Genomic DNA, 23,525 nt, shown 5'->3' with positions numbered 1-23,525 from the left:
GAAAAACCCGGCGCGCCACCCACGGTCTGCATCGTGGGGAGCGCGTCGGGTGAAGCCGCGGAAGCCCGGAGCCTCTAGAAGAGGGAGAAGCGGGAGTCGTCGCGGGAGAGGCCAGCGGCCTGGGCCAGGTCGTCGCCGAAGAGGGAGGTGAAGCCCTTGCCGGTGGCCTCCGGGTCGGAGAACGCGGCGTATTTCTTGTCCTCCTCCAGCTGGTGGAGGAGGAAGCCGGTGATCAGGCCGCGGGTGGTGGCCTGATTCTTGGAGTCGGACTTGCCGAGGCCGATGAGGCGGGCACCGATGCCGTCCTCGGAGAAGCCGCGCTGGTCGGCCTTCTTCACCGAGCGGTAGGAGACCTCGCCGGCCCAGTTGTACGCGAGCTTCGCCGGGTTGCCCGGGTTGAACAGGGAATCGGAGTCCTCGCCCGGGCCGACGATGAGGCCCGGCACGAAGAGGTTGCGAGCCGCCTCGACGGCAGACGGCGCAACGTTGGACGGGTAGGCGGCCGCGACGGCGGCGACCTTCTGGTTATCCACCGCGGCGAGGACAGCCGCGCCACCGCCCATGCCGTGGCCGACCAGCGCGAGCTTGCCCGGCGAGACGGTGATGTTGCCGTTGCCGATGCGCACACCTGCGACGATCTGCAGCGCGGTTTCGAGGTCTGCGGCGAAACCTGTGTGATCCGGGGTCAGGCCCGTCTCGGTGTCCGGGGCGGCGACGACGATGCCCCAGCTGGCCAAGTGGCGCAGCGTCTCCACATACGCGGTGGAATCACGGCGCCAATCATGGCCGAACGCGACCCCCGGCAGGTCGCGGCCCTCAGCCGGCGCGTACACCTTGCCCGGTAGGCCGGTGTAACCGAGGTCCCCCTCCATGACCCGGTGCGGGCCGCGCTTGGACAGATCAGACAGTTGTTTCAAATTCGCAGACACGGGATAGAGCTTACTTGATTTGTGTATTTCAATTGGCTGGGAAGACAGGCGTCGGCACGCGCCTGAAAGCCCCGGGCGCGGGGTGCGATGGTTTAGTGTTGCACAGGTCCATTTAGCCGGCGGGAAGGAGGCGCGATGCTCGGGGCACTGTGGCTTGCGTTCATCGACTCCATCAACCTGCTGCTCATTGCCGTGATTGTGGCGGTGGGCATCATGGCGCCTCGCGGGGGCGGGCGCTACGGCAAGGTGACGTCGCTGCTCATTGCGGGCGACTGGCTGGGCGTGGCGGCGCTGGCGACGCTGATGCTGGTGATTTTCGACAGTCTCGGACCCGCCGTGCAACGCTTCGTCGACGGGCCAGTGTTCGGCATTGTCCTCATCGCAACGGGCGTGGTCACCGGGCTGCTTGCGTTGCGGGGCGGCGACAATTCGGCGCTGGTGGCGCGCATCCTCGGCCCCCTGAAGACACCGAATCCGCTGACCATGCTCACCGGTTTCATCCTGGGCCTGGTGCAATCCGCGACGTCGATGCCGTTTTACGGCGGGCTTGCGCTGCTCTCGGCGGCCGGGGTGGATCCGGCCACGCGCTACGCCACCATTCCGCTCTACGCCACCGTAGCGCTGTCGCTGCCCACACTGACCGCGCTGCTGGTTGCCTGGGTGCGCGAGGCGCCCGACAGTGCCGCGGGGCGCGGCTTCGAATGGGCGCGGGCGAACCCCCGCATTGTCACCCTCGCCGCGACGTGGGCGGTGTCGGCGCTGCTCATCGGCCTCGGCGTGATCCACTTGGCTTAATAGGCGGCGCGCTGGTGCACAATGTGTGCCATGTACCCGTTGACCGCGCGCATTGATCTTGGGGCCATCGCCCACAACGTCGCCGTGCTCAAGCGGCAGGCGGGCGACGCGCGGCTGGTGTGCGTGGTCAAGGCCGACGCCTACAACCACGGCATCGAGCGGTGCGTGCCGGTGATGGCCGCGCACGGCGCAGACGCATTCGGAGTCGCCACCTTTGCCGAGGCGCGTGCGGTGCAGGCCGTGACAGACCTGCCCGTCATCGCGTGGCTGTGGGCGCCGGGGGAGGAAATCCCGGACGGCATCGAGCTCGGCGTACCGACGAGGCAGCACTTGCGCACGCTTGCCGACGTTTCCTTGCCGGCCGCACCGCGCACCGTCTACCTCAAAGTGGACACTGGCATGCACCGCTCGGGCTTCGATGAGGCGGAGTGGGACGCCGCCTTCACCGAGGCCGCAGAGCTGGAGCGCGCCGGGGCGATCCGCGTCGCGGGGTTGATGAGCCACCTCGCCTACGCCGATTCGCCGGAGGATTCGTACAACGACCTGCAGGGCGAGCGATTCCGTGATGCCATTGCGCGCGCAGAAGCTGCGGGCCTCACGCCCGCGGTGAACCACCTGGCGAACTCGCCCGGCACGTGGGCGCGGCCCGATCTGCATTTCCAACAAGTGCGCCCGGGGGTGAGCCTCTACGGGTTGGAGCCGATCGCCGGGCAAGACCACGGGCTGCGCCCCGCGATGACGTGGGCGGGCACCATCCTGGCGGTGAAGCGTGTGAGTTCGGATGAGCCGGTGAGTTACGGTCTGACCTGGCGTGCGCCGCGCGACGGCTACACCGCGGTGGTGCCTGCGGGCTATGCGGACGGGCTGGTCCGCGCATGGCAGCCGCACGTCGCGCCGACGGTGAACGGGGTGCGCTACCCGGTGGTCGGCCGGGTGTGCATGGACCAGGTGGTGCTCTGGCTCGGCGACAACGCCCGCGGCGTGTGCCCCGGCGACGAAGCCATCTTCTTCGGCGAAGGCGGTGTCACTGCTACGGAGTTCGCGGATGCCGTAGGCAGTATTAATTACGAAGTGGTCTGCGCCCCGAAGGGCAGGACCAGGCGCGAGTACGTGGGTACGTAAGGAGGATCCGGCATGCAGTCGACGTTCCCCGCCGCGGGCGAGCGGGTCTGCCTCACCGCGGCGGACACGAAGGCGTTCGGTGCCGAGTTGGGTGCTGCGCTCGAACCCGGTGACGTGGTGATTCTCGACGGTCCCCTCGGGGCCGGGAAGACCACCTTGACGCAGGGCATTGCGGAGGGGCTCGGGGTGAAAGGCCGGGTCACAAGCCCCACCTTCGTCATCGCCCGGCACCATCGCCCGCTCAGCGGCGGCCCCGGGCTGATCCACGTCGACGCGTACCGGCTGCTGGGGGAGGGCTCGTCCGGCGACCCGCTCGGGGAACTCGACTCGCTCGATCTGGACACGGAATTGGAGACTTCCGTCGTCGTTGCGGAGTGGGGCGGCGGGCTAGTGGAGCAGATCGCGGGCACGTACCTGGTAGTGACGCTGGATCGGGAGACGCTGGTGCGCGAGGACCCAGACTCGGAGGGGCGCGTCATCGCTTGGCGCACGGCCGGCAGCTAGGCTGGGGGACATGCTGAAGCTTTCAAATTCGGAGCGTAACTGGGTCGTCCTCGCCGCCATCGCCTGGCTTGTCGCGTTGATCGGCCTGATCTTCATCCCGATGTCGCGCCCGGAGGCCTCCACGCAGGCCGCGCACATCGCCCCCACCAACTCCCTCGCCGCGACGCTGGATCGCACCCACCCCACCGACGGTGCCGTTGCGGCGCAGCTGATCGACCCGTCCAAGGTATACGACTCCAACGCATTCGCGGGCTACACCACCCTGTGCCCGAACGAGCCGGCCGACCTCATCGCAGCGAAGCTGAGCGCGTTCGGTCTCGAGGAGGAGCCGGACCTGAACGGCAACTACGGCTACATCGTCCTCCTGCCGCCGAGCGAGGCCGAGCCGGTGGTCCTGGACCAGGTTGCGCTGAAGGACATCGACGTCTGCCAGATCGTGCAGTCCGACTCCTACCCGCTGAACGCCGGCATGCCCTTCTACTTCGCTGACGGCCACTGGACCCTGGGTATCCGCCAGTAATGCTGGTCCTCGCGCTTGACACGGCGACGGCGGACTTGGTGGTCGGCCTCGCCGAGGCGCAGGGTTCCGAAGTCCGCGTCCTCGCCGAATCTGTCGAAGCAACCCGGGCGCACAACGAGCGCCTCGTGCCGACGGTAGAGACCACCCTCGCGGAGGCGGGGCGCACCTTCGCCGACATCGAGGCCGTGGTGGTCGGCTGCGGGCCGGGCCCCTTCACCGGCCTGCGCGTCGGCATGTCGTCTGCCTCCGCATTCGCGCAGGCTTTAGGGGTTCCGGTGCACGGTGTGGTTACGCACGACGCGGCTGCGGAGCTCATCGATGCGCCTTCTGCGCTCGTCGTCACGGATGCCCGCCGCCGCGAGGTGTACTGGGCGTACTACGCCGACGGGCGACGCGTCGCCGGCCCGGCGGTGTGCGCGCCGGGGGCCATCGCCGTCGGTGCGGACGAGGTCGACGTGCTGAGTGTGCCCAAGCACCTCGCCAGCCAGATCGAGATCCCCGCGCGCGAGACCGCATACGTCGTCCCGCGAACCGCGGGCCTGGTGCGGGTCGCCGACCTTCACGCCGAGCCCGCGCCGCTCGTGCCGCACTACCTGCGCCGCCCCGACGCGGTGGAGCCGAAGGCCGTGCCGCGCTCGCCCGCGATCCCCGACGTGCACCTGCCATGACGGCGATCACCTTCCGGGAGCTCACGCCTGCCGACGCCCCCGCCACCGCCGCGATAGAGCTCGACCTCTTCGCGGACGACAACCCGTGGTCCCAGCGGGCGTTTGAGACGGAATTTGCAGCGCGGCACACCTTTTACGTCGGCGCGTTCGAGGGCGAGACCCTCGTAGGCTACGCCGGGCTCGCGATGCTCGGCCCCCGGGAGGACCCGGAGTTCGAGGTGCACACCATCGGCGTCGATCGCGCCTACCAGGGCCGCGGCCTCGGGCGCGCGCTGATGGATCAGCTGGTGCACGCCGCCGACCTGCTCGACGGCCCGATCTTCCTCGAGGTCCGCACCGACAACGTGCCCGCGATCCGGCTCTACGAAAGCTACGGGTTTTTCATCCTGGACACCCGCAAGGGCTACTATCAGCCGTCCGGCGCGGACGCGTACTCCATGATGCGTCGCCGCGCATCCGAGAATGAGGGGAGCGCACCATGATCGTGCTCGGCATCGAATCCTCCTGCGACGAAACCGGCGTGGGCATTATCGAGCTTGCCGACGACGGCACCATGACCATCCTCGCCGACCAGGTGGCCTCCTCGATGGAGCAGCACGCGCGCTTCGGCGGCGTGGTGCCCGAAATCGCCTCGCGCGCCCACCTCGAGGCGATGCCGCAGGTGATGGCGGCGGCGCTGGCGGAGGCGGGCATCGCGAAACCGGATGCCGTCGCCGCGACCGTCGGCCCGGGCCTCGCCGGCGCGCTGCTCGTCGGCGCGTCCGCCGCGAAGGCCTATGCCGCGGCCTGGGGCGTGCCGTTCTACGGCGTGAACCACCTCGGCGGCCACGTGGCTGTAGCCAACCTCGAGGGCGCGGATGAGCTGCCGCACTCGATTGCACTGCTCGTCTCCGGCGGCCACACCCAGCTCCTCGAGGTCGATGCGGTGGGGCGCCCGATGCGGGAACTGGGCTCCACGCTTGACGACGCAGCGGGGGAGGCCTACGACAAAGTCGCGCGCCTGCTGGGACTTGGGTACCCGGGGGGACCGATCGTCGATACGCTTGCTGCCCGCGGGAACCCGGAAGCCGTGAGCTTCCCGCGGGCGCTGACCCGCGCCGAGGACCTGCGCGGCGAACACCGTTACGACTTCTCCTTCTCCGGGCTGAAGACGGCGGTGGCGCGCTACGTCGAGGCTGCGGAGCGCGAGGGGCGCGTGATCAGCGTCGAGGACGTGTGCGCGTCATTCCAGGAGGCGGTGTGCGATGTGCTCACCCGCAAGGCGCTCATGGCGTGCGAAGACACCGGGGCAAAAACGCTGCTGCTCGGCGGCGGTGTGGCGGCGAACCGCAGGCTTCGCGAGCTGGCGGGTCAGCGTTGCGCGGCGCAGGGGATCGAGCTGCGCGTGCCGCGTCTGGGCTTGTGCACCGACAACGGAGTGATGATCGCGGCGCTGGCTGCGCAGCTGATTCACGAGGGCGCTGACCCCTCCGGGCTGGGGGTTGGGACGGACACCTCGCTGGAGGTTGAGACCCCGCTCGTCGCGGGCCGCGCTTCGCTGAGCCAAGGTTGAGAGCTGGCACTCGCGTGGGTAGAGTGCTAACGGTAACCAACGATCAATGATTACGAAAGGTCACCAAAGGTACCGATCATGGCAAACGTGAACATTCGCCCGCTCGACGACAAGGTCCTCGTGCAGATCGCTGAGGCTGAGACCACCACCGCCTCCGGCCTCGTCATCCCGGACTCCGCAGCTGAGAAGCCGCAGGAGGCCGTGGTTATCGCCGTGGGCCCGGGCCGCCACGACGAAGACGGCGACCGCATCCCGATGGATGTCAAGGAGGGCGACACCGTCATCTTCGCCAAGTACGGCGGCACCGAGCTGAAGTACAACGGCGAGGAGTACCTGCTGCTGTCCTCCCGCGATCTGCTGGCAGTCATCGAGAAGTAAGCGAAGGGGAGTACGCCACCCATGGCAAAACTCATTGCATTTGACCAGGAGGCCCGCGAGGGCATCCAGCGCGGTGTGGACACCCTCGCCGACGCGGTCAAGGTCACCCTCGGCCCCCGCGGCCGCAACGTCGTCCTGTCCAAGTCCTGGGGCGGGCCGACCGTGACCAACGACGGTGTCACCATCGCCCGCGACATCGACCTCGAGGATCCGTTCGAGAACCTCGGCGCCCAGCTGGTGAAGTCCGTCGCAGTGAAGACGAACGACATCGCCGGCGACGGCACCACCACCGCGACCCTGCTCGCCCAGGCGCTTGTCGCAGAGGGCCTGCGCAACGTCGCGGCCGGTGCGAACCCGATCGAGCTGAACAAGGGCATCAAGGCGGCAGCCGAGAAGGCCGTCGAAGAGCTCAAGGCCCGCGCCACCGAGGTGTCCTCCTCCACGGAGATCGCCAACGTGGCAACCGTGTCCTCGCGCGACCCGCAGGTCGGCGAGATGGTTGCCGGCGCGATGGACAAGGTGGGCAAGGACGGCGTGCTGTCCGTCGAGGAGTCCCAGTCCATCGATTCCTTCGTAGACATCACCGAGGGCATCTCCTTCGACAAGGGCTTCCTGTCCCCGTACTTCGTCACCGACCCGGATGCCGGCCAGGCTGTGCTGGAAAACGCCCGCGTGCTGCTCGTGCGCGGCAAGATCTCATCGCTGCCTGACTTCCTCCCGCTGCTGGAACAGGTGGCCACCGAGTCCGTGCCGCTGCTTGTCGTCGCCGAGGACGTCGAGGGTGAGCCGCTGCAGACTCTCGTGGTGAACACGCTGCGCAAGACCCTCAAGGTTGTCGCTGTGAAGTCCCCGTACTTCGGCGAGCGCCGCAAGGGCTTCATGGACGACCTGGCTGTGGTCACCGCCGCCACGGTCATTGATCCTGAGGTGGGCATCAACCTCAAGGACGCCACCCTGGAGCACCTCGGTGCGGCCCGCCGCATCACGGTGACCAAGGATGACACCGTGATCGTCGACGGCGCCGGCACCGCCGAGGCTGTCGAGGAGCGTCGCCAGCAGCTGCGCCGCGAGATTGAGGCCACCGACTCCACCTGGGACAAGGAGAAGACCGAGGAGCGCCTCGCGAAGCTCTCCGGCGGCGTCGCAGTGCTCAAGGTCGGCGCCCCGACCGAGACCGAGATGAACGAGCGCAAGCTGCGCGTCGAGGACGCCATCAACGCCGCGCGCGCCGCGGTGCAGGAAGGCATCATCGCCGGCGGCGGCTCCGCACTCGTGCAGATCTCCAAGGTGCTCGAGGAGTTCGCCCAGGACTTCGAGGGCGAGCAGAAGACCGGTGTGCTGGCCGTCTCCCGCGCTCTGACCAAGCCGGCGTACTGGATCGCAGAGAACGCGGGCCTGGACGGTGCCGTGGTCGTCTCCAAGATCGCCGACATGGCTAACGGCGCGGGCTTCAACGCCGCCACCCTGCAGTACGGCAACCTCATTGAGCAGGGCATCATCGACCCGGTGAAGGTGACCCACTCTGCAGTGGTCAACGCCGCATCCGTCGCGCGCATGGTGCTCACCACCGAGGCTTCCGTGGTGACCAAGCCCGCCGAGGACGAGCACGAGGGCCACGCCCACTAGGGCCTACCCGCTTAAAACCCCATTCACCATCCGCATATGCTGCGGGGTGAATGGGGTTTTCGTCGTCAAGCGTCGTGCTACTTCGCGGACGCCGCAGCCACCTTCATGCCGCCACGTGCGCCGCGGAGGATGGCCTGGCGCTCGGACTCGCTCATGCCGCCCCAGATGCCGTACGGCTCGGCCACGCGCAGGGCGTGCTCGCGGCACTGGGAGAGCACCGGGCAGGTGTAGCAGATGGCCTTCGCGCGGTTCTCGCGCTGGGTGCGGGCGCGGCCGCGCTCCCCGTCCGGGTGGTAGAACACCTCAGATGCCTCGCCGCGGCAGGCGCTGTGCAGCTGCCAATCCCAAAAATCAGCGTTCGGACCAGGAAGCAGGTGCGGCAGGGACATATTCTCAGGTGCTCCTTCGATAAGGGTGCGCTTCGTACCGAAGAGGCAGTGTGGTCACTCATGGTGAACAGATGGTGTCCGAGCGGTAACCGGCAGCTTGATTCCGCCCCAATCCTGGGTATAAACCGCTTGTGAGCTGGGAGTTTGCCGAAGGTTACTAGACGGTGAATTTCTGTCGAAGACTACGTTGAGTACGTATCGGGGCAGGTCGGGGCGGTAGGTTTGGGCAAGCGGCTTTCCGGTACCCGACTGTTGGTGTGATCAACAGGATCGCTGTATCGTGCCCATAAGGACGCGCTGAGGAGACAGGAGGACGCGATGACCGAGCCGGAACGGCCCGACATCGAAGGCGAACTCGCCGCGCTTGTTCCCCTTGCCGTAGACGGGGACGGCCGCGCGCTGCAGAAAGTCATTCGCCTCATCCACCCTCTGATTCTGCGATACACGCGCGCACGCATCGGCGGCGGCCGCATGCCCACAGCCGAAGATGTGGCGCAGGAGATCTGTCTCGCGGTTGCCACGTCAATTCACAAGTACCAGGACATGGGGCGCCCTTTCATGGCGTTCGTGTACGGCATCGCTTTCAACAAGGTCGCCGACGCGCACCGGGCACTGTTCCGGGACAAGCTGACGCCGATTGAGGAGGTGCCGGACTCGGTGGCGCCGGGCCACACTCCGGAGGATGCGGCACTGGAAATCGATGACAGTAACCAAATCCGCGCCATGCTCGATGTACTGGGTGAAAAAGCACGCGACATCATCATTTTGAGGGTGTTCGTGGGCCTATCAGCAGAAGAGACCGCTGAGGCCGTCGGCTCCACGCCCGGAGCCGTGCGGGTTGCACAGCACCGAGCTATTGCCAAGCTGCGCAAGGCATTGGAAGAACAGGACCAACACTCATGACACGGCGCGCCGAGAAGCACTACGGGGACGATGCAACCACGCAGTTCCCGCCGGTGACGCGGGATGATGCGTTCCTCGACGCGCTGTCGCGCGGCGAAGACCCTTCCGGCGGTGCCGACCCCCTGGCCGCCTTGCTGCTGGGCCTCAAGCACGAGGTCGACCGTCCGATGCCCGCCGCTCCGGAGATCATCGTCGCAGCGCCCGCGGCTGAGGAGGTTCCGGCCGAGCAGACCGTGGTGTCTCTGGATGAGGCCCGTGAGCGCCGCCGCGGCATGAACCCCTGGGTGTCCGGCCTGATCGGCGCCGCCGCGGCGACGGTGGTCGTGGCCGGCTCCGGCGCCGCGCTGTACAACGCCACCCCCTCGTCCCCGATGTGGGGTCTGGCGACCTCCGTCTTCGGCGACCGCACCGCGGCGGTGGAGCTCGCATCCACCCTGGAAGAACTCGAGGTTGCCAGCCAGGAAGGCGACCAGGACTCAATCGCCGCGCTGCTGCACCAGGCCCGCGCGCTGGTGGATTCGATGAAACCGACTGTGACGCAGTCGGGCGAGGCGCACTCCACTGCCGTCGATACGCCGCCGCGCACCGTCACTGTCACAGTGACTGTCACCTCTCTGCCCGACGGCACTGTCCAGCCGCCGGCGCAGCAGCCGCAGGAGCCGGCCCAGCCCGCGCCGAACCAGGAGCCGGCACAGCCGTCGCACGCCCCGCAGCCTTCCCAGGCGCAGCCTTCGCGCCCGGCGCAGCAGCCGTCCACAACGCGCAACGAGCCGTCGCAGCCCGCGAACCCGGCTAGCCCGGCGCAGCCGAGCCAGCAGAGCCCGGCCCCGCAGCCTTCGCAGCCTGTGGCACCGGCGGTGCAGCCGACCGTGGTTGAGCAGCCAGCCCCGGCTCCGGCACCTGCCCCGGTCGGGGACCCGACGCCGCGCGTGGTGTCCGAGGAGCAGTCGAGCAGCTAGCGGGCGTCGAGGCCGTCGAGGTAGCCCATCGCGTAATCCCAGGGCACGTACGCATCGACGTTCGGCATGGCGCTGGGCTCGTGGACGGGAGGCAGCTCCCCGCGCAGGGAGGCGAGCATGTTCTGCTCCATGATCTCCCAGTCGTAGTAGTGCAACTCCTCGCAGTCCTCGCACTGGAAGTAAATGCCCAGTACGCCGCGGGGGCGCAGGCGGCGCATGCAGTCGCGCACGTTGCTCAAGTCCTGGATCACCTCGACGCGCTCCTGCGCGGAGAGGGGTTCGGCGACTTCGTCATCCTCGATGAACGATGCCGGGTCGTTCGGGTCGTCCGCGAACGGGTCGATGGGCATCATGTCGTCGTAGTTCACATCGACCAATCCTAGTGGGCGCACCGTGGAAGCCCAAGACTGCCTGTGCGCCCGATCAGCCCCTTCGTCGGAGCTGATGGCGCGGTATATCATGGCGGAAAGCCGATTTTGGGCCCTTTGGCCACACGTCGCGGGCACCGCGCGGGAGAGGAGACACTGCCATGGCAATCGATCGAGTTCTCACTGGTGGGGACGACCCGGACAAGGTTGCGCTGCGCGGCCTCACGTTCGATGACGTGCTGCTTTTGCCGGCTGAGTCCCACATCGTGCCCAACGAGGTGAACACTAGGACCCAGTTCACCCGCAACATCCAGCTGGGTATTCCGATTGCGTCCGCGGCGATGGACACTGTCACCGAGGCCCGCATGGCCATTGCCATGGCCCGCCAAGGCGGCATCGGCGTACTGCACCGCAACCTCTCGGCGCAGGAGCAGGCGGAGCAGGTGGACATTGTGAAGCGCTCCGAGTCCGGCATGGTCACCGATCCGGTCACCGCGACCCCGGACATGACCATCCGTGAGGTGGATGCCCTTTGCGGCCGCTTCCACATCTCCGGCCTGCCGGTGGTGGATGAGGGCGGCCGCCTCGTAGGCATCATCACCAACCGCGACATGCGCTTCGAGCCGGATTTCGACCGCAAGGTCGCCGAGGTAATGACCTCGATGCCGCTCGTCGTGGCTGAGGAGGGCGTGAGTAAGGAAGACGCGCTTTCCCTGCTGAGCGCCAACAAGGTGGAGAAGCTGCCGATCGTGGCGAAGGACGGCACTCTGGCCGGACTGATCACCGTGAAGGACTTTGTGAAGAGCGAGCAGTACCCGAACGCCTCGAAGGATGACGCGGGCCGCCTGCTCGTCGCCGCCGGTGTCGGCACCGGCGAGGACTCGTACGACCGCGCCGCCCTGCTCGTGGAGGCCGGTGTGAACGCGCTGGTCGTGGACTCCGCCCACGCGCACAACAACCGCGTACTGGAAATGGTGGCGCGTGTGAAGAAGGACTTCGGCGACCGCGTCGATGTCATCGGTGGCAACCTGGCCACCCGTTCCGCCGCGCAGGCGATGATCGACGCCGGCGCGGACGCGATCAAGGTGGGCATTGGCCCGGGCTCCATCTGCACTACCCGCGTCGTCGCCGGTGTCGGCGCGCCGCAGATCACCGCGATCCTCGAGGCCTCCGTGCCCGCCCACAAGGCAGGCGTGCCTGTGATTGCGGACGGCGGCATGCAGCACTCCGGCGACGTGGCCAAGGCCCTGGCTGCCGGTGCGTCCTCCGTGATGCTCGGATCCATGCTGGCCGGCACGGCCGAGGCGCCGGGCGACATCGTCGTCGTCGGCGGCAAGCAGTACAAGCGCTACCGCGGCATGGGCTCCATGGGTGCCATGCAGGGCCGCGGCCTCTCGGGCGAGAAGCGCTCCTTCTCCAAGGACCGCTACTTCCAGGCGGACGTCGCCAGCGAGGAGAAGCTGGTGCCGGAGGGCATCGAGGGACGCGTGCCGTACCGCGGCGAGCTCGACGCCATCACCCACCAGATCGTCGGCGGCCTGCGCGCGGCGATGGGCTACACCGGTTCCGCCTCCATCGAGGAGCTGCAGACGAAGCAGTTCGTCCAAATCACCACCGCTGGCCTGCGCGAGAGCCACCCGCACGACATCACCCAGACCGTCGAGGCACCGAACTACCACGCCTAGGAACTAGGCGCTTTCCGACGGAGGAGATACACGCATGCGCGAATACGTTGAGATCGGCATCGGGCGCGAGGCCCGCAAGGCATACGAGCTGTCAGAGGTGTCCGTGGTGCCGAAGCGCCGCACCCGATCCTCCAAGCTGGTTAACACCACCTGGCACTTCGATGCGTACACGTTCGACCACCCGATTCTGTCCCACCCGACGGATGCGCTGGCGAGCCCGGAGTTCGTTATTGAGATGGGCAAGCTGGGCGGCTTGGGTGTCATTGACGCGGAGGGCCTCTGGGGCCGCCACGCCGACCTAGACGAGGCGATCGCTCAGGTCCTCCAGGCGAGCGAACACCCGCTGATTCCCCTTTCTGACGACGACTACAAGGCGTACCAGGAAGCCTCCATCGACTCGACCCGGGTGCTGCAGCAGCTGCACGCCGCCGAGCTGGACCGTGATCTGCTCACCGAGCGCATCCGCCAGGTGCGCGATTCCGGCGTGACCGTGGGCGTGCGCGTGAGCGCGCAGAACGCGCGCGAACTTGCGCCGGTGGTGGTGGCCGCGGGCGCAGAGATCCTGGTCATTCAGGGTGCCATCGTGTCCGCCGAGCACGTGCAGGAGGGCGGCGAGCCGCTCAACCTCAAGGAGTTCGTGGGCACGCTCGACGTCCCGGTGATTGCTGGCGGCGTGTACGACTTCTCCACCGCGACGCACCTCATGCGCGCCGGTGTCGCGGGCGTGATCGTCGGGTCTGGCGTCAGCGGCACTGCCGCTATCGGTGTGCCGATGGCCACGGCAATCGCTGATGTCGCCGCCGCGCGGCGCGCATACCTCGACGAGACCGAGGGCCGCTACGTGCATGTCATCGCGGATACCGAGTTCTACTACAGCGCAACTGAAATCGCCGTCGCGCTGGCATGCGGCGCCGACGCGGCCATGGTGGGTCGGATTCTGGCGCGCGCGCAGGAGGCTCCGGGCCGCGGCGCGTACTGGGAGCCGCAGGCCGCGCACCCGCGTTTCCCGCGGGGGCAGGTGTTCTCCCCCTTCTTCCAGACGCAGCACCCGCTCGACGTGGTGCTGCACGGTCCGTCGAGCGAGCCGGATGGCGGGCTGAACTTGGTCGGCGGCCTGCGCCGCGTCATGGCGAAGTGTGGCTACACCGACTTGAAGCAGTTCCAGAAGGCTGACTTGGTGGTTGGCCGTTAGGCGAGCGTCGAAAAGCGACTGGGTTAGTATTTGAGGCGTGACTACCCCTCAAATCCGTCCTGTTCTGGTCGTCGATTTCGGCGCGCAGTATGCGCAGCTGATTGCGCGCCGCGTGCGCGAGGCAAACGTGTACTCCGAGGTCGTGCCTTCCACCATCACCGCGGCCGAGCTCAAGGAAAAGGACCCGGTGGCGCTCGTGCTCTCCGGCGGTCCGTCCTCCGTGTACGAGCCGGGCGCCCCGCAGCTCGACCCGGAGATCTTCTCCCTGGGTCTGCCGATTTTCGGCATTTGCTACGGCTTCCAGGTGATGACGCGCTCGCTCGGCGGCACCGTGGCTAAGACCGGTTCGCGCGAGTACGGCCGCACCCAGCTGCATGTGGAAGGCGGCGTGCTGCACGCCGGCCTGACTGGCGAGCACCCGGTGTGGATGTCCCACGGTGATTCCGTCACCGATGCGCCGGCCGGCTTCACCGTCACCGCGTCCACCCCCGGCGCGCCGGTGGCCGCGTTCGAGAACCTCGAGCGCCGCTTCGCCGGCGTGCAGTACCACCCCGAGGTCATGCACTCCCCGCACGGCCAGCAGGTGCTCACCCGCTTCCTCACGGAGATCGCGGGCCTGGAGCAGAATTGGACCGCCTCGAACATTGCGGATCAGCTAGTTGAGCAGGTGCGTGAGCAGGTCGGCGACGGCCACGCGATTTGCGGCCTGTCCGGCGGCGTGGATTCCGCGGTTGCCGCGGCGCTGGTGCAGCGCGCGATCGGTGACCGCCTGACGTGCGTGTTCGTCGACCACGGTTTGCTGCGCAAGGGCGAGCGCGAGCAGGTTGAGACGGACTTCGTTGCCGCGACCGGCGCCAAGCTCGTCACTGTCGACGAACGCAAGGCGTTTCTGGACAAGCTCGCTGGTGTGACCGAGCCGGAGGCGAAGCGCAAGGCTATCGGCGCCGAGTTCATCCGATCCTTCGAGCGCGCCGTGGCCTCCGTGCTCGAGGGCCAGGACGTGGGCTACCTCGTGCAGGGCACCCTCTACCCGGACGTGGTTGAGTCCGGCGGCGGCACCGGCACCGCGAACATCAAGAGCCACCACAACGTGGGCGGTCTGCCTGACGACGTCGAGTTCGAGCTCGTCGAGCCGCTGCGCCTCCTGTTCAAGGACGAGGTCCGCGCGGTGGGCCGCGAGCTGGGCCTGCCGGAAGTCATTGTCAACCGCCAGCCGTTCCCGGGCCCGGGCCTGGGCATCCGCATCATCGGCGAGGTGACGGAGGAGCGCCTGGAGACGCTGCGCGCCGCCGACGCGATTGCGCGCGAGGAGCTCACCCGCGCTGGCCTCGACGAGCAGATCTGGCAGTGCCCGGTGGTCCTTCTTGCCGACGTCCGTTCTGTTGGCGTTCAGGGCGACGGCCGCACCTACGGCCACCCGATCGTGCTGCGCCCGGTGGCGTCCGAGGACGCGATGACCGCGGACTGGGTGCGCGTGCCCTACGAGGTGCTGGAGACGATTTCCACCCGCATCACTAACGAGGTGGCGGAGGTCAACCGCGTGGTGCTCGACGTGACGTCGAAGCCGCCGGGAACCATCGAGTGGGAGTAACACACCGCTAGTACGCCGCGGTGAGCGGGCCGACCTGCTGTCGTGCGTTGATGGTCAGCATCTTGCCGTCGCCATCCGGGTTCTGTACGCCAGTTGGGCAGACGGCGCCGCCGAGATCCGCGGTGCAGTGAATCTCCAGCGGGATGTTGTCGGGAAGCTTGATATCGAGGCGGCCGAAACCGTTGCTGATCTCGAGCGTGGTTTCCTCATCCAGTGGCTCGAGTTCGCGCAGATCTACCGTGACGGCTCCGCCGTGGGTTCTGAGCGGGTTAATGGCGTCGACGTTGTAGGAGGTGATCTCTTTCGCGCCGAAGGTGCGCGCGCCCTGGTCGGCGACTTCGAGGAGCGTGAGCGTTGCGGCGCTGAGCGCCAGCGCAACCGGAATCCAGAACCACAGCGGGCGGTTCTTCGAGCGCACCGGCTCCGGTTCAGGCACAGGCTGGCCGGGATCCGGCAGATGCCACAGCTCGGGCGCGGCACCCAGCGGGTCCCAGGCCGGCGGGGTAGTCGTGCCCACACCTGGGTGCGGGTAACCCTCCGGCACAGTGAGGTGCGAGGTGTCGACGGTGTGCTGGGCGGTTGGGGTGTCCCCGGCGTCGGCAAGCGAAGGCTCCGGGAGGAGCCCCGCGGGGGGTTGCGGCACGCGGTTGTGCAGGCCGTACCAGCAGCCGAAGCCGATGGCCACGCCGAGGATCTGGTAGCCCGGGGGCGTGTCGCCGACCATGTTGGAAAACCAGTTCAACAGGGCAAAGCCGATGATGAAGGCCAGCACGTACCCGGTGGACTTCTCCTTTAGGGCGGCCTCGCTGAGTTCGGACTTCGGCTTGCGGGCGGAATCCCATGGGGTGGTGGTCATGCCGAAGCGCGGCATGGAGATCCAGCACAGGGTGTAAAGAAAGATGCCGCAGCCCATGACGAGGCTGAGCGCGACGAAGACGAGGCGCACCAGCACCGGGTCGATGCGGTAGCGGGCGCCGATGCCCTCGCAGACGCCGGCGATGACGGCCTTGCCGCCCTGGTCCTCGGGGATGCGGGGCGGACGGGTGGTCCACATCTGGCGGAGCGTATCCGTGAAGGCGTTGTTCGTTTCCATGACTCCATTGTCCGGCCGCGGGGCAGGGATGGGTATGGGGATCGGCCCTGATCTTTCGTCGGAAAGCGTGGCGCGCAGATTCAGGGTTGTCCCCGATGTGCCGCGGGGCGCAAGCGTGGGACCATGAGGGGTATGTCCACCACGCCTGCGCCGTACGCCGCGCGCACCCCGGAGCCGCTCTACCCGCGGTTGCGGCGCAGCCGGTCCCTGCGCGTGGTGGCGGGAGTGGCCGCCGGATTAGCCCAGCACCTGGGGATTCCGGTGCTGTGGGTGCGTGTGTTCTTCGTCGTCGCCAGTTTCTCGGGAGGCTTGGGGCCGCTGCTCTACGCGGGGCTGTGGATGCTCACTCCGCTGGAGCCGAAGGATGAGGCGGAGACGGAAGCGCCGGGGGCGGAGCGCCGCAACGCGGTGAACATCGCGCTTGTCGCCGTGGGGTTCATCGGCGCGCTGGTGGCGTTGCAGGTGACCAGCGGTGCCGGCGGCACGGTGGTGTTCATCCTCGGCGTGCTCATCGTGGGTGCCGTGATCGCGCTGCAGGCCTACGACCGCGGTACCGGCACGGCCGCGAACTACGCGGCGCTGGCGCTCGGCGTGGTCCTGGTGATGGGCGGCGTGCTGGCAATTGCGCTTCTGGGGGAGAACGCGGGCATCACCGGCGTGGTGGTGTCGGTGCTGGTTACGGTGTTCGGCGTGGCGGTGCTTGTGGTGCCGCTGATTGCCAAGCTGGCGTCGTCGCTAGTCGCGGAGCGCGAGGCGAAGGCGGTGGCGGATCAGCGCGCCGAAATCGCCTCCCGCTTGCACGATTCGGTGCTGCAGACGCTCGCGCTGATTCAGAAACAGGCGGACGACCCGGAGGAGGTCGCGCGCCTCGCCCGCGGGCAGGAGCGCGAGCTGCGGGCCTGGCTTTTCGACGCCGCCGACAAACCCACCGGTGCGGGCGCAACCACTGTGTTCGCCGCGGTGCAGAAGGCCGCCGGCGAGGTGGAGGACCGCTACGGCGTGGTCATCGGGCCGGTCACCGTGGGCCAGGACGCGCCCTTCGACGCGGAGACCGAGCCGCTGGTGCTCGCCGCGCGCGAGGCCATGGTGAACGCCGCGAAGCACGCTGGGGTGGAGCGCATCGACGTCTACGCCGAGCACATCGCCGGTTCGCTGACGGTGTTCGTTCGCGACCGCGGCACCGGGTTCGACCTGGACACGGTGCCGGAGGATCGCCACGGTGTGCGCGATTCCATCGTCGGCCGCATGGAGCGCGCCGGGGGCCAAGCGCGGATCACCACCGCGCCTGGCGCGGGCACCGAGGTGGAGCTGAGCGTGCCGACGCCTTCCCGCTAGCCCGCGCTAGCCTGGGTGCCATGACCCGTGTCTTTCTCGTCGACGACCACTCCGTTTTCCGCGCCGGCGTGCGCGCCGAGCTTGCGTCGGCCGAGGGCATCGAGATTGTCGGCGAGGCGGGCAGTGTTGCCGAGGCGGTCGCTGGCATCGGGGCATCGCTTCCCGACGTCGTCCTGCTCGACGTGCACATGCCCGACGGCGGCGGGCTCGCAGTGTTGCGCCAAGCGCCGGGGCCGCAATATTTGGCGCTGAGCGTGTCCGACGCTGCCGAGGACGTGATTGCGCTGATCCGCGCAGGTGCACGCGGGTACGTGACCAAGTCCATCGACGGCCCCGAGCTCGCCGAAGCCGTGCAGCGCGTTCACGGCGGCGACGCCTACTTCTCTCCGCGCCTTGCCGGGTTCGTGCTCGACGCTTTCGCCGCCAGCGGGGTGGTCGAGGATCCGGAAGGCGAACCGGTGAAGGTCGAGGACCCGGTGGTGGATGCGCTCACCCGCCGCGAGCTGGAAGTGTTGCGGCTGCTGGCCCGCGGCTACACCTACAGAGAGATTGGCCAGCAGCTGTTCATCTCGGTGAAGACGGTAGAGACGCACGCCTCGAACATTCTGCGCAAAACACAGACATCGAATAGGCATCAGCTCACGCGCTGGGCCGCCGATCGCGACCTAGATTAGGTGCTAGGAACTAGCTCGAAACAGTTTTCAAGCCTCTGACCTGCGGATAACAACGTACTCGAAATTGTTTCGAGTAGGATGTTGGCCATGAAGGATGTCCCGAACTACCGTGCTGATCCGCAGCTGCTCCTCCAGCTTCCGGAGGATCAGTGGTTCGAGCGCAAGTCATTCCGCATCCAGCCGAAGGATTTGGCGAAGACTGTGGTGGGGATGGCGAACGCAGAGGGTGGCGTGATTGCCGTTGGCATCACGAATCGGAGCTTTGATGGCACACCCACGGCCGCACAGGACAATCGGCTCCGGCAGACGGCGCTCGACCACACTGATCCGACAGCGCGGGTCAACATCGAGGTTTTCGACGTTAATGAAGGCCAGCAGGTTTACCTTTTTCACGTGCTCCCAAGCGAATGGGTGCACTACTTGAAGTCGGGGGAGTGCTATCTGCGGGTGGGGGATGAGACTAGGCAGTTGAACGCCGATGACATCTTGGAACTGCGGTACACAAAGGGTGAGCAGCAATTCGATGCGACAATCCCTCCACGTGCTGAGATCGCGGATCTCGATATGGATCTGGTGGAGTCTTACGCGGCTGCGATCGGCTCGTCATCAGCCAATGACGCGCTCAAGGCCCGAAACCTTGTGAATCGGGACGGCGTTCCCCGCACGGCAGCGATTCTTCTCTTCGGTAGGAATCCGCAGGAGTTCTTCCCCAACGCGCACATCCGGGTTTTGCGATTCGGGGAGGATGAACGGTTGCCTGGCTACTGGCAGCAGCTCATTGCCGACGAGCGTTTCGATGGGCCGTTGCCCCAGCAGATCCTGCAGGCGCAGGAGGCGATTAAGGGGATGCTACCGAAGGTGCGGCGTTTGACCAGCGCAGGCCTGTTTGAGGATGAAGACCTCATCCCGCACGATGTATGGCTCGAGGGGCTCGTTAACGCCGTTATCCACCGCTCCTACAGCGTTGCAGGTGACCACATTCGCTTCGAGATCTATCCAGGGCGCATTGAGATTTCCAGCCCGGGGCGCTTTCCTGGGTTAGTTGACCCGACCCAGCCGGAATCGATTGCACGGTTCGCACGCAATCCGTTGATCGCCCGGGTGACCGCGGAGCTTCGCATCGGCCAGGAGCTCGGGGAGGGGATTCGGCGCATGTTCGCTGGAATGCGGCGAGTCGGGTTCGCGGATCCCGAGTACCGCCAGACGAGTGGCAGCGTGATCCTGACCTTAAAAGCGGTGCAGCGCCTTGATCCGAAGATGTGGAATGCCCTGCCTCCGCGCGCTTCAAGCGTGTTGTCGGCGTTGTCCGCGAGTGCCCGTCCGATGTCCACCGGTGAGGTGGCAGATGTCTTGGGCCTGTCCAATCCGCCGGTGCGCCGAGCGCTGCAAGCCATGCGCGATGCTGGGTTGGTCCAGTGGCGTGGAAACGGTCCGCGGGACCCGCGGGCGGTGTGGTACCTCGAAGGGCCGTTGCAGTAGCTCGAAAGCTACTCGAAACGAGCTTGAAACAGTTTTCAAGCCTCTGACCTGCGGATAACAACGTACTCGAAATTGTTTCGAGTAGGATGTTCTAGGCGTACGCGAGGCGCCGGGACCCGTCCACGTGCGGGAATATCACCCACGCAGCCGCGAACACGCCCACGAACGCGAGCACCGCGCCCAGCGCCGGCCACTGCGCGAGCGGCGCGAGCATGAGCAGCAGCCACCAGCCCATGAGCGGGAGCAACATGCTTACCGACGGCACCTTGAACCCCGCCTCCACACCCTTTCTCCGTGCGTACTCGCGCATCTGCGACCGGTAGGGGTGGGCGAGTGCCAAAGCGATCGTGCCGGCCACGGCCAGAAGCGCGATCGGGACCTTCGTGGCGAGGGGGAGCTGCGAGGCCATGATGGCAACCGACACCGCCGCGCCGAGCGACCCGCCGAGCCGCACCGCGGGCGGGGTGGGGATCGGCGTGACGCGGTTACGGATGTCGGATGGGAACATGGCCGGGACGTTACCAGCCTGGCGGGGTTGTTCCGGCTTGACCTATTCCGGGTTGGGCTGGGGCCCTGCGCCAGAATCGATTTGTTTGCAAAGTGACTGGTGTGACGAGCGGTACATAGCCGCGGAACGAACAGGGAAATAGAAAACCTGTTCGACCTTGGCGCTTGCCCGTGTCGGAGCCGCGGGGCATACTGAACGACGTGAGTGGAACATCTATTCGAGCACTCGCGGCGCTCCCGGGGGAGGTCGTGGGAGCGCCTGAAACCGCAGGCCAGGCAGGCGGTCAACACCGCGCCGACCAGATCGCTGAGCTGCGCGCCAAGATGGCGGCGCTCGGTGGAGAGGTCGCGCCCCGGCCGGTGGAGGATACGGGCACGCTCGCAATTGCTGGTCCGCTTTCGCTCATCCTGCCGAATGGGGGGCTGCCTCGGCAAGCGGTGACCCAGGTCAGCGACACCCCGGCGCTGGTGGTCGAACTCATCGCGCGGGCGGTGGCCGACGGCGGGCGGGCAGGCGTGGTGGGGTGGCCGGAACTCTCCTATGCGGCCATCGAGGCGGAAGGGTTGGAGCGCGTCATCACGGTGCCGGAGCCGGGGATCGAGGATCTCGCGGTGGCTGGCGTGCTCGCGGAGGGGCTGGACTTAGTGGTCCTGCGCGCCCGGGTGCCACTCGAGCTCACACCGGTGCGCGCCCGGCCGCTGCTGGCCCGGCTGCGCAAGGGTAACGCGGCGCTGGCCTGCGTCAACGTGGCAGTGCCCTCGCCGGCACTGGGGCTCAGCGGCGCTATCACCGGCTTCCACGGCATCGGCCGGGGCACGGGGCGCATCACGGGCATTGACATGCAGGTGCGCGCGGAGCGCAAAGGCATGCGCCCGGCGTCGACGACGGTGACCTTGGGGCGTGAGCGCGCTCAAACGAGCGTCGGTAAGCGGGCGAAGCTCAGGGCAGTGCCGTGAGGGTCGCGGCGCTGTGGTTCCCGGATTGGCCGGTGCAGGCGGCGAAGCTGGAGTGCGACGACGAGCTGCAAGAACCCCTGGTCATCGCCGCCCAACACCGGGTGGTGGTGTGCTCGCAGGCGGCGCGCGCGGCAGGGATTCGGCGCGGGATGAAGGTGCGCCACGCGCAGGCGGCGGCGCCGGAACTGACGGTGATCGACGCGAATCCGGACCGGGATGGGCGCATGTTCGCCTCGCTGGCCGGAAGTCTGGACGATGTCGCGGCGAGTGTGGAGGTGCTGCGCCCCGGACTCGTGGTGGCGGATTTGAAGGCGGCGGGTGCGTTCCACGGCGGGGAGGATGTGGCGCTGGAGATGCTGGTGGACGCGGCGGCGCGGCGCGGCATCGATACGCTGGCGGGCGCTGCGGACGAGATCGCCACGGCGGTGATCGCCGCGCGCAGCGGCCAGGTGGTGCCGCCGGGCGAATCGGCTGCCTACCTGGCGCGCCAGCCACTGGCGGTGCTCACCGCGGAGACCGCCCTCGCCGCGGACGCGGACACGGTGAAGACGCTGGGGCAGCTGGGCATTACCACCCTCGGCGAGCTGGCGGCGATCCCACCTGCGGCCATGACCACGCGTTTTGGGGTGCATGGGGCGCACATTCACCGCATCGCAGCGGCGGCGCCGGATCGGCGCGTGGCGCCCGAGCTGCCCGTGGCGGACCTCGCGGTGGCGATCACGCCGGAGGATCCGATCGAGCGCGTCGACGCCGCCGCCTTCGCCGCCCGCGCGCTCGCCGCCAGCTTGCATGAGCGCCTCAAAGAGGCGGGGCGAAACTGCGTGCGTCTGAAAGTCGTCGCGGAGCTGGAAACCGGGCAGCGCGTGGAACGGGTGTGGCGCACCCGCGAGGCACTCACCGAATCCGCCACGGCGGACCGTGTGCGCTGGCAGCTCGACGGCTGGCTCACCTCCGGCGGCGCGGGCGCGATCACCTCGCTGATCCTGGAGCCGCTGGAGCTCATGGCCCCGGACGCGGTGGGGGAGCTGTGGGCGGACCGCGCCTCCACCGACGATGCGCGCCGCGTGGTGGAACGCGTGCAATCGCAGCTGGGCATCGATGCGGTGCTGCAGCCGCGCCTCATCGGCGGCCGCGGCGTGGCCGAGCGCATCCAGCTCGTCCCCTTCGGCGAGGCGGCCCCGCCCGTGGAGGAGAAAACCTGGCCGGGCGCGATCCCCGCGCCGCTGCCGGCCAGGCTGGGCGGGGGCATCGACCACCCTGCGTCGCGCGTCACGCTTATCGACGCTACCGGCAAACCTGTCATCGTCACCGCAGAAGCGCTCTTGGCCGGGGAACCCTACGCGCTGGCGTGGGGCGACAAGAAGTACCTGCTCACCGGGTGGGCGGGGCCGTGGCCGGTGGATGAGGGGTGGTGGGCCAGCGACGCGAACCGGCACCGGGTGGCGCGCTTGCAGGCGGTGGGGCGCGAAGGCGGGCCGCAGGGGGATGTCACCGGGTGGTTGTTGGTGTGGTCGCGGCGCAGCTGGCGGGTCGAGGCGGTGTACTAGCTAGTTCTGCACAATGTCGATGACCAGGCGCTTCGGGTCCTCGAGCACCTGCACCGAGTACGGTGCCTCGGAGCGCAGACCCACGACGACCTGGCTGCGGCCCTCGTAGGTGCCGCCGTTGACCACGTCGACGATGTTGCCGGTTGCGCTGTAGCGCTCCACGGGCATGGATGTGTCGATGCCGAGCTGGCTGGGCGGGACGGTGCCGTCGATGTTGATGTTCAAGAAGGCGTTGCCGCTCACGGTGAGCGGGCGACCGACGGTGCCATGCATCGGGGTCGAGGTGTAATCGACGTACCAGCCCGGGTCGCCGTCCCCCTCCAAGTCAACGACCACCCTGTCGAAGCCTTGGTGGTTGCCGATGCGCACGCCGGCAACGGCGAGCAGCGCGGGTTCGGAGGGGCGCTGCGTTTTGGGCGAGGGATCCGCGGTGCCCAGCGGCTGCAGCGCGGATGTGCTCGGCATGGAGACACCCGCCAGGAGGGGCGCCGGCGCGGTACCATTTGCGCTGGTGCCGGGGCTGATTCCGGCGCAGCCGGCGAGGCTTGCGGACAGCGCCGCAGCGACCATGCCCGCCAGGAGGCGGCGACGCTGCGGGAAACTGTCAAAATTCACGGATTCCACGCTATCCAGGGGCCCCGGGCCGGCAAAACCAGGAGGGGCGAATACGAGAATGGTTACCAAACCGTTAGCTGACCTTTGCGCTGCAGTGACCAGTCCTGGTGACTCGTCAGCCGTGACAGCTATGGTGT

The 23,525-nt window shown here is 67.8% G+C and carries 25 protein-coding genes; 19 read left to right on the top strand and 6 right to left on the bottom strand.

The annotated features are described in order from the left end of the window. Positions 1 to 74 precede the first annotated feature (74 nt). The gene (locus M5J20_RS06355) at positions 75 to 929 is read right to left on the bottom strand and encodes a dienelactone hydrolase family protein (RefSeq protein ID WP_253577685.1); all 855 of its coding nucleotides are present in this window, start codon (positions 927 to 929) and stop codon (positions 75 to 77) included. 135 nt (positions 930 to 1,064) lie between these two features. On the opposite strand from M5J20_RS06355, the gene M5J20_RS06350 reads away from it, so the two are divergent. From M5J20_RS06350 to groL, 9 genes are all read left to right on the top strand, one after another. Continuing rightward, entirely contained in the window at positions 1,065 to 1,724 is a 660-nt protein-coding gene (locus M5J20_RS06350) for a hypothetical protein (RefSeq protein WP_253577683.1), read from the top strand. Between the two features lie 30 nt (positions 1,725 to 1,754). After that, on the top strand, positions 1,755 to 2,846 hold the full coding sequence (alr, locus tag M5J20_RS06345; protein WP_253577682.1) for an alanine racemase: 1,092 nt from the start codon (positions 1,755 to 1,757) through the stop codon (positions 2,844 to 2,846). Between the two features lie 12 nt (positions 2,847 to 2,858). Then, entirely contained in the window at positions 2,859 to 3,350 is a 492-nt protein-coding gene (gene tsaE / locus M5J20_RS06340; RefSeq protein WP_253577680.1) for a tRNA (adenosine(37)-N6)-threonylcarbamoyltransferase complex ATPase subunit type 1 TsaE, read from the top strand. A gap of 10 nt (positions 3,351 to 3,360) precedes the next feature. Then, entirely contained in the window at positions 3,361 to 3,870 is a 510-nt protein-coding gene (locus M5J20_RS06335; protein ID WP_253577678.1) for a hypothetical protein, read from the top strand. Continuing rightward, positions 3,870 to 4,538, top strand: a complete 669-nt coding sequence (gene tsaB, locus M5J20_RS06330; protein WP_253577676.1) for a tRNA (adenosine(37)-N6)-threonylcarbamoyltransferase complex dimerization subunit type 1 TsaB — start codon at positions 3,870 to 3,872, stop codon at positions 4,536 to 4,538. Before M5J20_RS06335 ends, tsaB begins: the two co-directional genes overlap by 1 nt. Beyond that, complete coding sequence (gene rimI, locus M5J20_RS06325) at positions 4,535 to 5,020, top strand: ribosomal protein S18-alanine N-acetyltransferase (RefSeq protein ID WP_253577674.1); 486 nt, start codon at positions 4,535 to 4,537, stop codon at positions 5,018 to 5,020. Before tsaB ends, rimI begins: the two co-directional genes overlap by 4 nt. After that, on the top strand, positions 5,017 to 6,090 hold the full coding sequence (gene tsaD / locus M5J20_RS06320; protein ID WP_253577672.1) for a tRNA (adenosine(37)-N6)-threonylcarbamoyltransferase complex transferase subunit TsaD: 1,074 nt from the start codon (positions 5,017 to 5,019) through the stop codon (positions 6,088 to 6,090). Before rimI ends, tsaD begins: the two co-directional genes overlap by 4 nt. 78 nt (positions 6,091 to 6,168) lie before the next feature. Then, the gene (groES, locus tag M5J20_RS06315) at positions 6,169 to 6,468 is read left to right on the top strand and encodes a co-chaperone GroES (RefSeq protein WP_253577670.1); all 300 of its coding nucleotides are present in this window, start codon (positions 6,169 to 6,171) and stop codon (positions 6,466 to 6,468) included. Between the two features lie 21 nt (positions 6,469 to 6,489). Further along, on the top strand, positions 6,490 to 8,094 hold the full coding sequence (groL, locus tag M5J20_RS06310; RefSeq protein WP_253577668.1) for a chaperonin GroEL: 1,605 nt from the start codon (positions 6,490 to 6,492) through the stop codon (positions 8,092 to 8,094). Positions 8,095 to 8,171: 77 nt separating this feature from the next. On the opposite strand, the gene M5J20_RS06305 is transcribed toward groL, so the two are convergent. Beyond that, on the bottom strand, positions 8,172 to 8,483 hold the full coding sequence (locus tag M5J20_RS06305) for a WhiB family transcriptional regulator (RefSeq protein ID WP_253577666.1): 312 nt from the start codon (positions 8,481 to 8,483) through the stop codon (positions 8,172 to 8,174). Positions 8,484 to 8,801: 318 nt separating this feature from the next. Between M5J20_RS06305 and M5J20_RS06300 the strand changes: the two genes are divergently transcribed. Further along, a complete protein-coding gene (locus M5J20_RS06300; RefSeq protein WP_253577663.1) occupies positions 8,802 to 9,386 on the top strand; it encodes a sigma-70 family RNA polymerase sigma factor in 585 nt (194 codons plus the stop codon). Beyond that, positions 9,383 to 10,345 carry a hypothetical protein gene (locus M5J20_RS06295; protein ID WP_253577661.1) on the top strand — a complete coding sequence of 321 codons (963 nt, stop codon included), beginning with the start codon at positions 9,383 to 9,385 and terminating at the stop codon, positions 10,343 to 10,345. The genes M5J20_RS06300 and M5J20_RS06295 overlap by 4 nt, the downstream gene beginning before the upstream one ends. Here M5J20_RS06295 and M5J20_RS06290 read toward each other — a convergent pair. After that, positions 10,342 to 10,722, bottom strand: a complete 381-nt coding sequence (locus tag M5J20_RS06290) for a DUF5319 domain-containing protein (protein ID WP_253577840.1) — start codon at positions 10,720 to 10,722, stop codon at positions 10,342 to 10,344. The two genes, M5J20_RS06295 and M5J20_RS06290, sit on opposite strands and share 4 nt — an antisense overlap. Before the next feature lie 152 nt (positions 10,723 to 10,874). Here M5J20_RS06290 and guaB point away from each other — a divergent pair, with 152 nt between their 5' ends. Genes guaB through guaA form a run of 3 tightly spaced genes read left to right on the top strand, consistent with a single transcriptional unit; the run spans position 10,875 to position 15,181 of the window. Next, on the top strand, positions 10,875 to 12,398 hold the full coding sequence (gene guaB / locus M5J20_RS06285; RefSeq protein WP_253577659.1) for an IMP dehydrogenase: 1,524 nt from the start codon (positions 10,875 to 10,877) through the stop codon (positions 12,396 to 12,398). Positions 12,399 to 12,432: 34 nt separating this feature from the next. Further along, the gene (locus M5J20_RS06280; RefSeq protein WP_253577657.1) at positions 12,433 to 13,590 is read left to right on the top strand and encodes a GuaB3 family IMP dehydrogenase-related protein; all 1,158 of its coding nucleotides are present in this window, start codon (positions 12,433 to 12,435) and stop codon (positions 13,588 to 13,590) included. A 37-nt stretch (positions 13,591 to 13,627) separates the two neighbouring features. Then, complete coding sequence (guaA, locus tag M5J20_RS06275; protein WP_253577655.1) at positions 13,628 to 15,181, top strand: glutamine-hydrolyzing GMP synthase; 1,554 nt, start codon at positions 13,628 to 13,630, stop codon at positions 15,179 to 15,181. A gap of 7 nt (positions 15,182 to 15,188) precedes the next feature. Here guaA and M5J20_RS06270 read toward each other — a convergent pair whose 3' ends face one another. Next, positions 15,189 to 16,274, bottom strand: a complete 1,086-nt coding sequence (locus tag M5J20_RS06270) for a PspC domain-containing protein (protein ID WP_253577654.1) — start codon at positions 16,272 to 16,274, stop codon at positions 15,189 to 15,191. 132 nt (positions 16,275 to 16,406) lie between these two features. Here M5J20_RS06270 and M5J20_RS06265 point away from each other — a divergent pair, with 132 nt between their 5' ends. The 3 genes from M5J20_RS06265 to M5J20_RS06255 all read left to right on the top strand — a co-directional run bounded on the left by M5J20_RS06265 (position 16,407) and on the right by M5J20_RS06255 (position 19,762). Then, positions 16,407 to 17,609 (top strand): ATP-binding protein, encoded by a 1,203-nt coding sequence (locus M5J20_RS06265; protein ID WP_253577652.1) that lies wholly within the window; start codon positions 16,407 to 16,409, stop codon positions 17,607 to 17,609. Positions 17,610 to 17,629: 20 nt separating this feature from the next. After that, the gene (locus tag M5J20_RS06260; protein WP_253577650.1) at positions 17,630 to 18,283 is read left to right on the top strand and encodes a response regulator transcription factor; all 654 of its coding nucleotides are present in this window, start codon (positions 17,630 to 17,632) and stop codon (positions 18,281 to 18,283) included. Positions 18,284 to 18,370: 87 nt separating this feature from the next. After that, a complete protein-coding gene (locus M5J20_RS06255; protein WP_253577648.1) occupies positions 18,371 to 19,762 on the top strand; it encodes an ATP-binding protein in 1,392 nt (463 codons plus the stop codon). A 91-nt stretch (positions 19,763 to 19,853) separates the two neighbouring features. Here M5J20_RS06255 and M5J20_RS06250 read toward each other — a convergent pair whose 3' ends face one another. Continuing rightward, on the bottom strand, positions 19,854 to 20,270 hold the full coding sequence (locus tag M5J20_RS06250; protein WP_253577645.1) for a hypothetical protein: 417 nt from the start codon (positions 20,268 to 20,270) through the stop codon (positions 19,854 to 19,856). Between the two features lie 200 nt (positions 20,271 to 20,470). Here M5J20_RS06250 and imuA' point away from each other — a divergent pair, with 200 nt between their 5' ends. Further along, complete coding sequence (imuA', locus tag M5J20_RS06245) at positions 20,471 to 21,226, top strand: DnaE2-dependent mutagenesis accessory factor ImuA' (protein WP_253577643.1); 756 nt, start codon at positions 20,471 to 20,473, stop codon at positions 21,224 to 21,226. Beyond that, positions 21,223 to 22,773 carry a Y-family DNA polymerase gene (locus tag M5J20_RS06240; protein ID WP_253577641.1) on the top strand — a complete coding sequence of 517 codons (1,551 nt, stop codon included), beginning with the start codon at positions 21,223 to 21,225 and terminating at the stop codon, positions 22,771 to 22,773. Before imuA' ends, M5J20_RS06240 begins: the two co-directional genes overlap by 4 nt. Here the strand turns inward: M5J20_RS06240 and M5J20_RS06235 are convergent, their stop codons facing one another. After that, positions 22,774 to 23,388, bottom strand: coding sequence for an AMIN-like domain-containing (lipo)protein (locus tag M5J20_RS06235; protein ID WP_253577639.1), 615 nt, complete (start codon positions 23,386 to 23,388; stop codon positions 22,774 to 22,776). It abuts the gene before it with no gap. Positions 23,389 to 23,525: the final 137 nt, after the last annotated feature.

It is taken from the genome of Corynebacterium stercoris, assembly GCF_024160105.1.
GTDB classification, from domain to species: domain Bacteria; phylum Actinomycetota; class Actinomycetes; order Mycobacteriales; family Mycobacteriaceae; genus Corynebacterium; species Corynebacterium stercoris.
The sequence above is the reverse complement of the archived record's forward strand: the minus strand, read 5'-3'. Positions and strand labels throughout refer to the sequence as shown.